Raw genomic sequence first — 11465 nt, 5'->3', positions numbered from 1 at the left:
GCCGACCCCGCCGAGCAGCCCTCGCAGAGCGCTGCCCCGCCCGCTGCCGGTGACGCGGGCGGTGACAACGCTGTCGGCGGCCAGCAGGTCTGCAACGGCTCCACCGTCACCCTCTCCGGCGAGGACGGCGCCCCCGCGGCGTCCAGCAACCAGTTCCCGGCCGGTACGAAGCTGAAGGTCACGAACCTGGACAACAACAAGTCCACGACCGTGGAGGTCACTGCGGCCTCCGGCAGCTGTGCGCTCCTGAACAACGCGGCGTTCGAGCAGGTCCGCGAGCCCGGCAAGTTCCTGATCCGCAGGGCCCTCATCGAGAAGGTGGGCTGACGGGACGGCCTCCGTCGGTGGGACCTCGCCGCAGTGACGGTTCAGGCTGCCAGGAAGCCGGTCAGCCTGCGGTTCAGCTCGGCGGGGTCCGCGTGAGGCAGCGCGTGGTGCGACACGTCCGGCAGGACGGTCACCTCCGCGCGCGGCAACAGGGTGGCGGCGCGAGCCGCCACCCGTCGCGCGTCATGAGCCCTGCTCCTCTCCGCCAGCAGGACCAGGACCGGCAGTTCGAGCGCGCGCAGGGTCTCCGGCTCGGGGTCCGGGCCCGTCACCGGCCGTACGAGCGGGAAGGTGCCGGCCTCCTCCTGAAGCCGCAGCCAGTCGTGGTCGAGCGGGACTCCCCCGGTCTCCCACTCCAGGAAGGCGCGCAGCCGGCGGGGCGAGCGCCGCAGCATCATCGACCCGGCGCGCAGCAGGTAAGCCGTCTTGAACCCGGAGAAGCACTTCGTCGGGTCGAGGAGGAACAGACGGCTCACCCGCTCCGGCACGTACAGCGCGTACTGCAGGGCGATCCAGCCGCCGTACGAGTGCCCGCCCAGCTGGATCCGGGCTGCCGGGTCGGCGCCCATGTCGTGCAGAAGCGCGCCGATGAGTTCGTCGAGCCACGCGGTGAGGTCTTCGACGGTGCGCAGGGGGCTCTCGGCATCGCGTACGCTGCGGCCCGGTTCGCCGATGAGGTCGACGGCGTGGACCCGGTGCGTACGGGCGAGTTCGGCCGCGTTGGCGAACCAGGAGGCCGAGGTGGCGCCGCCTCCGCCCGGTAACAGGAGGAGCGGGATGCCGTCGCGCGGACCGCAGACGTTGACGACCGTCTCGCCGAAGGCGGTGCGGACGCTGATCTCCTCCCGGTCGGCGGGCCACTTGGCCATGACCTTGTCGTACGCCACGCAGAAGTTCATGCTCCGCTTCCCCTCCCTCTATTATCTCGCTGAACGAGATACTCACTCATCGAGATGATAGACGGGGACGCCGCGTGAAGGACCAGGGACCCGAGATGGAGATCATCCATCTCCTGCGCGCGGTCACCGTCGAACTCGGCCTGCACAGCGCCCGGTTCGCGAACGAGAACAGCATGCACGCCACGGATGTCAGGGCACTGATCTGCCTCATGGACGCCCGCAGGGACGGGACCGAGATGACGGCGGGACGGCTGGGCGACCTGCTCGGGCTCAACTCGGCGGGGACCACCGCCGTCGTCGACCGGCTCGAACGGCTGGGGCACGCGCGGCGGGTACGGGACGGGCGCGACCGGCGCCGGGTGCTCGTCGAGGTGGAGAAGCGGGCGGCCGAACTGGGCCAGGCCTTCTTCGGCCCGCTCATCGGCCGGTCCGTGGAGCTGCTCCGGGGGTACGACGAGCGTGAACTGGCCGCGATCCGGGGCTTCCTGACGGGCGTACGGGAGGCGGCTTCGGGCGCGGAGCCGGACGCGTGATCCGGCCCTGCGGCCGAGCCCGGTGGTCGTTTGCCCGCGTGACCCGTCCGGCGGCCCGTCCGGCCGCGCGGGCGAAACCCATCGCATACGAGGGCCGGGGCGAGGGCCCGGAGCAGGGCGGGCGTCGTACGGAATCCGCTGTTCGGGAGGCGGGTACGCGGCGCGCGAACGCTCTCAGCGAGTGAGTCGCAGCACAGAGGCACCAGGTAACACGGGGTTCACATTCGAGCAATGATCGGGAAATCGCCTGTTGACAGGCTTCCCGGCATCCCCGCGGCGCCCCGGTGCCGCAGCGCCGCAGCACCCGCATTGCGCTGAGAGACCCACCCCGAAGGATGTGGCCCGTGACCTTCAAGGCTGAGTACATCTGGATCGACGGCACCGAGCCGACGGCCAAGCTCCGTTCGAAGACGAAGATACTGGCGGACTCCGAAAAAACAGCCAAGGGTGCCGAGCTGCCGATCTGGGGCTTCGACGGGTCCTCCACGAACCAGGCCGAGGGTCACGCCTCCGACCGCGTGCTCAAGCCGGTCGCCGTCTTCCCGGACCCGATCCGCGGCGGCGACGACGTGCTCGTCATGTGCGAGGTCCTCAACATCGACATGACGCCGCACGAGTCCAACACCCGTGCCGCGCTCACCGAGGTCGCGGAGAAGTTCGCCGCGCAGGAGCCGATCTTCGGCATCGAGCAGGAGTACACCTTCTTCAAGGGCTCGCGCCCGCTCGGCTTCCCCGAGGGCGGCTTCCCGGCCGCGCAGGGCGGCTACTACTGCGGTGTCGGCTCGGACGAGATCTTCGGCCGTGACATCGTCGAGGCGCACCTGGACAACTGTCTCAAGGCCGGTCTCGCCATCTCCGGCATCAACGCCGAGGTCATGCCCGGCCAGTGGGAGTTCCAGGTCGGCCCGGTCTCGCCGCTGGAGGTCGCCGACCAGCTGTGGGTGGCCCGCTGGCTCCTCTACCGCACCGCCGAGGACTTCGACGTCTCCGCGACGCTGGACCCGAAGCCGGTGAAGGGCGACTGGAACGGCGCGGGGGCGCACACCAACTTCTCCACCAAGGCGATGCGCGAGGGTTACGACGCGATCATCACCGCGTGCGAGTCGCTGGGCGAGGGCTCGAAGCCGCTCGACCACGTCAAGAACTACGGCGCCGGGATCGACGACCGGCTGACCGGTCTGCACGAGACCGCCCCGTGGAACGAGTACTCCTACGGTGTGTCCAACCGTGGCGCCTCGGTGCGGATCCCGTGGCAGGTCGAGAAGGACGGCAAGGGGTACATCGAGGACCGGCGGCCCAACGCCAACGTCGACCCGTACCTGGTGACTCGGCTGATCGTCGACACGTGCTGCTCCGCCCTTGAGAAGGCTGGGCAGGTCTGATTCGGCTGTTGTTCGTCGGAAGGGGCGCCCACCTTTGCGGTGGGCGCCCCTTCCGCGTTCTGTCAGGGGTGGCATCGAGGGCGTGGGCGGGTGCGGGTGCGGGTGCGTGGGGGCTTGTCGCGCCCCGCGGCGGAGCCGCAAATCGACACAGCCCCGCGCCCCTGGGTGAGTAGCCCCGAGGCAGCTGAAAGGTCGGCGGCCTCAGGACGTGACGACGAAGTGTCCGGCCTGTGAGAGGAGGCTGCTGTGGTGGCAGGTCTCTGCTTCAATGAGGGCATGACCGGCTTCCAGGAGTTCATCGCGACGGGGCGTCGTGATCTTGAGCCCTTCTGGCCTTCCCGGCAGCATCACGACTTCGACCGGGTGTGTTGTCGCGCGGTGAACGCGCGGGCCCTCTAAAGCCGTACATCCCGGCCTTCGGCCAGCGCGCACGACGTACGTCCTCCGACGACCTCTCGCGCGAAAGAGCTGACCTCTCATGGCGAACACCCGTTCCTTCTCGTCCGTTGCCACCGCCCCCTCCGCGGCCGCCTCTCCGGCCCCTTCCACGGGCTCGGCCCGCCCTCGACTGCGTGCGGTCGACCGGGACGAGGTGGTCGACGTCACGGCCCTTCTCCCGCCGGGCGCCACCTGGCTGCCCGCTCCCCCGCACACCCTGCCCACGCTGCCGGGCCGGCCGCCGATGATCGGGTACCTGGTCCTCGTACCGGCCGACCAGCCGTCGCTCCTGCCGGTCGCCGTGCCGGACGCGGTCCCGGCGGAGTCGCAGGGCGAGGGCGACGACTCCCTCGTACGCGTCGACACCGTGCAGCGCACGGCCGAGGTCGGCGGGCGGCCGCTGGATCTCACGTATCTGGAGTTCGAGCTGCTCGCGCATCTCGTGGCGCATCCGCACCGCGTGCACAGCCGCGACCAGCTGGTCACCACGGTGTGGGGCTACGGGCACGTGGGCGACGGCCGGACCGTGGACGTCCACATCGCCCGGCTGCGCCGCAAGCTCGGGGCGGAGCACCGGGAGGCGATCCGGACGGTGCGGCGCGTGGGGTACAAGTACACGCCGCCGACCGCGAGCTGAATCCCGGACCGGTACCGGCACCGGCACCGGTACCCGTGCCGCTCGCGGATTCGTCCGTCGGCGGAACGGTTCGCCTGTCGGCAGATTCGCGTTCCGTCGCGCGAGGCCGCCGGGCAGAGTCACCCGTATGAGACTTCTGATGCTGGGTGGTACGGAGTTCGTGGGCCGGGCCGTCGTGGAAGCGGCGCTCGCCCGCGGCTGGGACGTGACCGTCTTCCACCGGGGACGCCACGAACCTCCGGCGGGGGTGCGGTCCCTGCACGGCGACCGCACCGCGCCCGACGGACTCGCGGCCCTGGCCGGGACCGAGGAGCAGTGGGACGTCGTCGTCGACACCTGGTCCGCGGCCCCGCGGGTCGTCCGGGACGCGGCGCGGCTGCTGGCGAACCGCGCCCGGCGGTACGTGTACGTGTCGAGCTGTTCCGTGTACGCCTGGCCGCCCGCGGCGGGGTACGACGAGGACAGCCCGGTGGTGGAGGGCGCTTCCCCGGACGGGGAACACACCGACTACGCGCGCGACAAGCGGGGCGGCGAACTGGCCGTGCTGGAGCCATTCGGCGCGGAGCGGGCTCTTCTCGTACGAGCCGGCCTGATCCTCGGCCCGTACGAGAACATCGGGCGCCTGCCGTGGTGGCTCGACCGGGTGGCGCGCGGCGGGCCCGTCCTCGCGCCCGGTCCCCGTGAACTCCCGCTCCAGTACGTCGACGTCCGCGATCTGGCCGAGTGGACCCTCGGGGCGGTGGAGGCGGGGGCGGAAGGGGCGTACAACGTCATCAGTCCGTCGGGGCACGCGACCATGAGGGCGCTGCTCGACGCGTGCGTCCAGGTCGCGGGAGGCACGGCCGCAGGCGGTCCGGACTCGGGAGGTCCGGCCGAGCTTCGGTGGACCGATCCCGAGGTGGTTCTCGCGGCCGGGATCGAGCCGTGGATCCAACTGCCGGTGTGGGTGCCGCCCGGCTCGGAGTCGCACGACGCGATGCACCGGGCGGACGTGTCCAGGGCGGTGCGGGACGGGCTGCGGTGCCGGCCGGTCGCCGAGACGGTGGCCGACACCTGGAGCTGGCTCCAGGGCATAGGAGGCACCGCTCCCCAGCGCCCGGACCGGCCGGTGGTCGGGCTCGACCCCTCGGTGGAGGCCAAGGTCCTGGGTGACTGAACGCCGCGGGGGGTGGCGTTGGCACCACCCCCGCCGGGTGGTTCGGCCCCGTGACCGCGGCGGCGGGCTCGGCGAGACTGGGGGCATGAACACGAACGGGGACAACACGAACGGGGACAGCAGCACCGTCGGCGGCAGGCTGCGTACCACCGCGCTCACCGGGGCGCGGGCCCTGGTGCTGGCCATTGTCGCGCTGGCCGGGTCGATCACCCTCTTCGTCCTGTCCGTCGTGTCGATCGTCCTCGTACCCCTGGGCATCGGCATCGTCACGACACCGTGGGTGCTCGCGGGCGTACGCGGCTTCGCGAACTGGCGGCGGCTGGTGGCGGCCCAGTGGTGCGGGGTGCGGATCCCGCCCGCGTACCGGCCGGTCCCGAAGGACGCGAACCCCTGGGCGCGGTGCTTCCTGCTGCTCGGCGATCCGGCGACCTGGCGGGACCTGATGTGGCTGCCGGTCGACATGATCGCGGGTTTCGTCACGGCGCTGCTGCCCGCCGCGCTGCTCACCTACCCCTTCGAGGGGTTCGCGCTCGGCGCCGGGTTGTGGCAGGTCTTCACGGACGGCACGCGCGTCGGCTGGTGGTACGGGTTCGTGCCCATCAGCGGGCAGCTCAGCGCCCTCGCCGCGGCCGCGCTGGGAGCGGCCCTGCTCGTCACGGGTGTCTACACCGCTCCCCTGCTGCTGCGGGTCCACTTCCTGCTGACCCGGTCCGTCCTCGGGTCCGGCCAGGGCGAGCTGGCCGAGCGCGTCCGTGTGCTCACCGAGACCCGGCGCGACGCCGTCGACACCTCGGCGGCCGAACTGCGCCGTATCGAACGGGACCTGCACGACGGGGCGCAGGCCCGGCTGGTCGCGATGGGCATGGATCTCGGCACCATCGAGGCCCTGATCGAGAAGGACCCGGCGAAGGCCAGGCAGCTGCTCGCGCAGGCCCGCAGGTCCTCCGCCGAGGCGCTCACCGAACTGCGTGACCTCGTACGCGGTATCCACCCGCCCGTGCTCGCGGAGCGCGGACTCGGCGACGCCGTACGGGCGTTGGCGCTGCGGCTGCCGATCAGCACGGAGGTGGACGTGGAGTTGCCGGGCCGGGCGGGCGAACCGGTGGAGGCCGCCGCGTACTTCGCCGTCAGTGAGGTGCTCACCAACGCCGTCAAGCACTCGGGGGCGGACCGGATCTGGGTCGACATCCACCACTCCCGCGAGCACGGCGGGATGCTGCGGATCGCCGTCACCGACGACGGCGGGGGCGCCTCGATCGGCGCGGGTTCGGGACTCTCCGGAGTCGAGCGGCGACTGGGTACATTCGACGCCGTCCTGGCCGTCAGCAGTCCCGCGGGCGCCCCACCATGGTGACCATGGAGATCCCTTGCGAGTTGTCCTGGCCGAAGACCTGTTCCTGCTGCGCGACGGACTGGTCCGGCTGCTGGAGGCGTACGACTTCGAGATCGCCGCGGCCGTCGAGACCGGGCCCGAACTCACCAGGGTGCTGGCCGAGTTGAACCCGGACATCGCCGTCGTCGACGTACGTCTGCCGCCCTCGCACACGGACGAGGGGCTGCAGTGCGCGCTGGCGGCCCGGCGGGCGAGACCCGGGCTGCCGGTGCTGGTCCTCTCGCAGCACGTGGAGCAGTTGTACGCGCGCGAGTTGCTCGCCGACGGGGCCGGCGGGGTCGGCTATCTGCTCAAGGACCGGGTGTTCGACGCCGAGCAGTTCATCGACGCCGTACGTCGGGTCGCGGCGGGCGGTACGGCGATGGATCCGCAGGTCATCCAGCAGTTGCTGACGCGGCGACAGGCGGACGACCGGCCGCTGGGCCGGGTGACTCCGCGCGAGCTGGAGGTTTTGGAACTGATGGCACAGGGCAGGTCGAATGCGGCGATCGCGGGCCAACTGGTGGTCACGGAGCGGGCGATCGCCAAGCACACGTCCAACATCTTCGCGAAGCTGGGTCTTGAGGTCTCGGACGACGACAACCGTCGCGTCCTGGCCGTTCTCGCCTATTTGGACCAGGACCGCTGAAAGGGTCCCGAAAGAGGACCGAGAAAGATCGGCAGCGGTCGTACGGAGATCCGCCAGGAGGCGGGTCCGACGTTCCGCTTTCGCTGAATGATATTCAATGATCCCCGCACAACTGCCGTTGTTTCAGGTGCTTCTGGGCCCCTTGCGCCGGGATTGCGTCACCGAACTCTCACCAATTTCTTGGACCACTGAACACCTCAGGAACCCCCTCCGTATTGAACGGAGCCGCTTCACCTCCTGTCGGGCGCCTCAATGCCCCCGCAAGGAAGCCAGAGGAGTTCCATGGGACGCACAAACCGTAAACGCCGCTCCACGCTCGCCAACCGGGCGATAGCCGCATCGGCGGCTCTCGCGCTGGGTGGCGGCGGTCTGCTGGCGGCCAACATCTACGCTTCTGCGGGCGAGGGCAAGAACTCGACGCAGAACGCGCAGACGACGGCCGCCGGAGTGGCGACGATCAAATGTCCGGACGTCGGCCAGCAGCTGACCGACGTACCGAGGGGCGCACGAGCCGGCGTCGACAAGGAGCTGGCGAAGCTCGACCAGCAGGTCACCGAGGCCTACAAGCGCCTCGCCGACACGCGCCAGGCCCAGGCGGGGGACTCCGGCTACGTCAACAACGCCATCCTCAGTCCGCTGAAGTCCAAGCGGACGGCCACAATCGACCGAATCAACATCAACATCAATCGCGCGGGCGGCAAGGCTCCGAGGGGAGCCGACCAGCTCGCAGGCTGTGAGGGCGTGCCGGCCGACCAGCCCGCCGCCGGCGAAGGCCAGGGCGGCGACGGTCAGGACCAGGGCCAGGGCCAGGGCAACGGCCAGGATCAGGGTCAGGACCAGGGCAACGGTCAGGACCAGGGTCAGGACCAGGGCAACGGTCAGGACCAGGGCAACGGTGGCCAGGACGGCAACGGCCCGGTGGCCGCCGACTTCCAGGACATCACCCAGGTCCAGCCGACCGGTGGCGCCAAGGGCGTCGGTCCGAACGGTCTTCCCGCGAACGGGGACTCCGGTTCGACTGGCTCGTTCACCACGAACTGTGGCACGAACGAGAACGAGCTCCGCAACTCGGACAACGTGATCGTCGCTCCCGGTGTCAGCAACGGTGCGCAGCACCAGCACGACTACGTGGGCAACCAGAGCAACAACGCGTTCGCGAGCGACCAGGACCTGGCGCAGGCGGACACCAGCTGCCAGAACCAGGGCGACAAGTCGTCGTACTTCTGGCCGGTGCTGCGTGTGCAGGACGGTAAGGACGACATCGACGCGAACGCGCCCGGTGGCGGTCAGGACGGCAACGTCGGCACGATCCTCCAGGCCAGCGAGGCTCAGCTGAAGTTCGTCGGCAACCAGAAGAGCGATGTCGTCGCGATGCCGACGGCCCTGCGCATCATCACCGGTGACGCCAAGGCCTTCGTGAACGGCCTCGCCAACGCCAACACCAACTGGAGCTGCACCGGCTTCGAGGACCGTCAGCTGACGGACAAGTACCCGATCTGCCCCGAGGGCAGCTCCGTGGTGCGGACGTCCAACTTCCAGAGCTGCTGGGACGGTCAGAACATCGACTCGGCCAACCACCGCACGCACGTGTCGTACGTCCAGCAGGACGGCACCTGTGGCAACGGTTTCCAGGCCATCCCCCAGCTGCAGGTCCGTCTGGTCTACGACGTTCCGGCGCCGACGATCGAGAACGGGCAGGTCCAGAACCCATTCGCGGTGGACTCCTTCCCGGACCAGCTGCACAAGCCGATCACCGACCACAACGACTTCATCAACTTCTTCGACGAGAACACGATGAAAGAGGTGGTCGACTGCATCAACAGCGGCCAGGACTGCCAGTAGCACGTAGGCGGTAAGCAGGAGAAAGCCGGCGGTGGGATTTCCCACCGCCGGCTTTCTCCTGCCCCGGAACTCCCCGGAACCCGCGGTCAGCTTTTGTGGCTGGAGGGCATGTCGCTCGCCCCGCTGCCGTGATCATCCATGTTCATGTGCTCGGACCCCTCCTCCATGATCCCGCCGAGCTGGCCGCGCAGCGCCGTGACCATCTTCTTCTCGCCGACAGCGACCCACTTGCGGCCGACGAGGTAGTAGCCGCCGTAGTCCTTCGCCCCGTTCAGCCACTCACGCTGACCGCGGTCGGTGGCGAAGGTCGCGAGGACGTACTTGCCGTCGGTGCTCTTGCAGATGGCCTGCCGGATCGTGTCCGCGTCCGTCTGCATGTCCGGCTTGCAGCCCGCCTCGCTCGCGATCTGCTCCAGGCTCCCGCTCGCGGTCTCGGGGACCTTCTTCTCCGCGCTGCCCTCGGAGCCGCAGCCGGTCACCGCCAGCAGTGCCGTGACCGCCCCGGCCGTACCGACCGCGAGCCTCTTCCTCGTCAAACGCATTCGTACGTACCTCCGGGTCCGTTCCGGCGACGTGAACGTGCCGGCTCCGTGCGCACCAGCCGGTGCCATCGGCCTCGGAACCGTCCCTCGGACGGTTCGGTTCCGGCCCACGCCACTGAGAGCCCCGGTAGAGGCTCTGCCTTCGGATACGGCTCCCGCACGCCCGGCGCTCAATCGGCTGCCCGAACATACGGAACAGTTCCCCTCGGTCTCGTCGGAGTCCGTCGGGAACGAAGGCACGGGTGACCGCCTCCGTGTCTACGGCATCACGGGACGCACCACAGTGACGGGCGCCACATCGGCGGCTCTCCGCCATCGCACAAGGGCTGTCGATGGGTGCGTAAAGCCGATGTCGTTCGCGGGCACGCCTGTGCGAGGGTGGGCCCGTGACCACTATCGATGCCGACTGGGACGAGCGTGTGACGGCCGCCTGGGCCGCCTTCGACGACTACGCCGAGGCGCAGGCGGCCGACTTCCGCGCGGTGATCGACGCGCTGGTCGCCGAACTGCCCGCCGACAGCCCGGTCGGCCCGTTCGAGCGGGCCTGCGCCTGGGACTCGACGGGCCACTCGGACCGGGCCGTGCCGCTGTACCGGGAGGCGCTGGCGCGCGGGCTCGACGGCTACCGCGGCCGGCGTGCGAAGATCCAGCTCTCCAGCTCGCTGCGGAACATCGGACAGCCTGAGGAGGGCGTCAAGCTGCTGACGCCGGAAGTCGTCGCGCCCTCAGACGAGTTGGACGACGCCGTACGCGCCACACTCGCGCTGTGCCTGGCGAGCCTGGGCCGCGAGCGCGAGGGGCTCGCGCTCGCCCTGGGCGCCCTGGCCGCTCATCTGCCGCGATACCAGCGGTCGATGGCGAACTACGCCCGTCTGCTCGTGGAGCCGGAGGCGTAACTCCCCCACGGACTCGGGGCAGTCCAGGTGACCAACCACGGATTCGCTCGTTTTGCTGAACGTGCAGTCACAGGATGTCGCCCCGCGCCCCGCACCAGAACCCCGACCCGGACCGGTCGTCGACGTCGAGCAGGCCGAGGCCGCGCTCGTCGAGCACTATCCGCGGCTCGTCCGGCTCGCCTATCTGGTGCTGCCGCCGAGCCTCGGCCGCAACCGCCGAGTGCTCACCGCGCACGCCCTCACCCAGCGCGCGCTGCCCCGCGGCCGGACGTCCGGCGACGCCTCGGTCCTCCCCGCCCAGAAGCCCGCCGAGAGCCGCCACGCCGATCCCGGATACGCGTACGTACGCCTGCGGGTGCTGCGTACGGCGCTGGAGGCCGGCCGCCCGCTGACGTTCAGGGCCTGGCCGAAGCGGGCGCAACTGCCGCCGCTGCTCCCCCAGGTGTGGGGCCTGCGGCTCTTCCCTCGCTCGGGCGGCGCCGACGAACTCGCCCTGGACCAGCGGCTGTCGGCCCTGTCCGCCCCGGCCCGGGCCGCCTACGTCCTGCGCGGTCTGGAGCGGCTGTCCGACGCGGACGTACGCGGGGTGCTGGCCGCGGCGGGCGAGGAGGACCCGGCCGACGCGCTTGACGAGGCCGACGAGATCGAGGCGAAGTACGGGCTGCTGAGGTCCCCCGAGTTCGACCCGTGCTCGCTGCAGGCCCGGCCGCCGGACCTGATGCGCCGCCGCCAGCACATGAAGGCGGCGCTCGCCGCGGCCGCCGACCGGTTCGGGGTCGTCGACGTACTGGA

10 protein-coding genes and 3 pseudogenes are annotated in these 11465 nt (G+C 70.4%); 11 read left to right on the top strand and 2 right to left on the bottom strand.

Annotation, left to right across the window (positions count from 1 at the left end):
* Positions 1-327 (top strand): annotated as a pseudogene (locus O3Q52_RS38135) (hypothetical protein); the annotation flags it as partial.
* Between the two features lie 41 nt (positions 328-368).
* Here O3Q52_RS38135 and O3Q52_RS38130 read toward each other — a convergent pair.
* Positions 369-1226, bottom strand: a complete 858-nt coding sequence (locus tag O3Q52_RS38130; protein ID WP_269653173.1) for an alpha/beta fold hydrolase — start codon at positions 1224-1226, stop codon at positions 369-371.
* Between the two features lie 95 nt (positions 1227-1321).
* Between O3Q52_RS38130 and O3Q52_RS38125 the strand changes: the two genes are divergently transcribed.
* The 8 genes and pseudogenes from O3Q52_RS38125 (at position 1322) to O3Q52_RS38090 (ending at position 9235) form a co-directional block, all read left to right on the top strand.
* Positions 1322-1759, top strand: a complete 438-nt coding sequence (locus O3Q52_RS38125; RefSeq protein ID WP_269653175.1) for a MarR family transcriptional regulator — start codon at positions 1322-1324, stop codon at positions 1757-1759.
* A 344-nt stretch (positions 1760-2103) separates the two neighbouring features.
* A complete protein-coding gene (glnII, locus tag O3Q52_RS38120) occupies positions 2104-3141 on the top strand; it encodes a glutamine synthetase (protein WP_269653172.1) in 1038 nt (345 codons plus the stop codon).
* 249 nt (positions 3142-3390) lie between these two features.
* The gene (locus tag O3Q52_RS38115) at positions 3391-3540 is read left to right on the top strand and encodes a hypothetical protein (RefSeq protein ID WP_269653176.1); all 150 of its coding nucleotides are present in this window, start codon (positions 3391-3393) and stop codon (positions 3538-3540) included.
* Positions 3541-3619: 79 nt separating this feature from the next.
* On the top strand, positions 3620-4216 hold the full coding sequence (locus tag O3Q52_RS38110) for a winged helix-turn-helix domain-containing protein (RefSeq protein ID WP_269653171.1): 597 nt from the start codon (positions 3620-3622) through the stop codon (positions 4214-4216).
* 127 nt (positions 4217-4343) lie between these two features.
* Positions 4344-5372 carry an SDR family oxidoreductase gene (locus O3Q52_RS38105; RefSeq protein ID WP_269653170.1) on the top strand — a complete coding sequence of 343 codons (1029 nt, stop codon included), beginning with the start codon at positions 4344-4346 and terminating at the stop codon, positions 5370-5372.
* Between the two features lie 85 nt (positions 5373-5457).
* Positions 5458-6752 (top strand): annotated as a pseudogene (locus tag O3Q52_RS38100) (sensor histidine kinase); the annotation flags it as partial.
* Positions 6740-7393, top strand: a complete 654-nt coding sequence (locus tag O3Q52_RS38095; RefSeq protein ID WP_269653169.1) for a response regulator transcription factor — start codon at positions 6740-6742, stop codon at positions 7391-7393. The pseudogene O3Q52_RS38100 and the gene O3Q52_RS38095, both read left to right, overlap by 13 nt.
* Positions 7394-7675: 282 nt before the next feature.
* Positions 7676-9235, top strand: coding sequence for a DUF1996 domain-containing protein (locus O3Q52_RS38090; protein ID WP_269653168.1), 1560 nt, complete (start codon positions 7676-7678; stop codon positions 9233-9235).
* 86 nt (positions 9236-9321) lie between these two features.
* On the opposite strand, the gene O3Q52_RS38085 is transcribed toward O3Q52_RS38090, so the two are convergent.
* Positions 9322-9777 (bottom strand): hypothetical protein, encoded by a 456-nt coding sequence (locus O3Q52_RS38085; RefSeq protein ID WP_269653167.1) that lies wholly within the window; start codon positions 9775-9777, stop codon positions 9322-9324.
* Between the two features lie 395 nt (positions 9778-10172).
* Here O3Q52_RS38085 and O3Q52_RS38080 point away from each other — a divergent pair, with 395 nt between their 5' ends.
* Together O3Q52_RS38080 and O3Q52_RS38075 are read left to right on the top strand one after the other, a co-directional pair.
* Positions 10173-10673 carry a tetratricopeptide repeat protein gene (locus O3Q52_RS38080; protein WP_269653174.1) on the top strand — a complete coding sequence of 167 codons (501 nt, stop codon included), beginning with the start codon at positions 10173-10175 and terminating at the stop codon, positions 10671-10673.
* Positions 10674-10734: 61 nt separating this feature from the next.
* A pseudogene (locus O3Q52_RS38075) lies at positions 10735-11465 on the top strand (hypothetical protein); the annotation flags it as partial.

The organism is Streptomyces sp. ActVer (assembly GCF_027270795.1).
GTDB lineage: Bacteria > Actinomycetota > Actinomycetes > Streptomycetales > Streptomycetaceae > Streptomyces > Streptomyces umbrinus_A.
The sequence above is the reverse complement of the archived record's forward strand: the minus strand, read 5'-3'. Positions and strand labels throughout refer to the sequence as shown.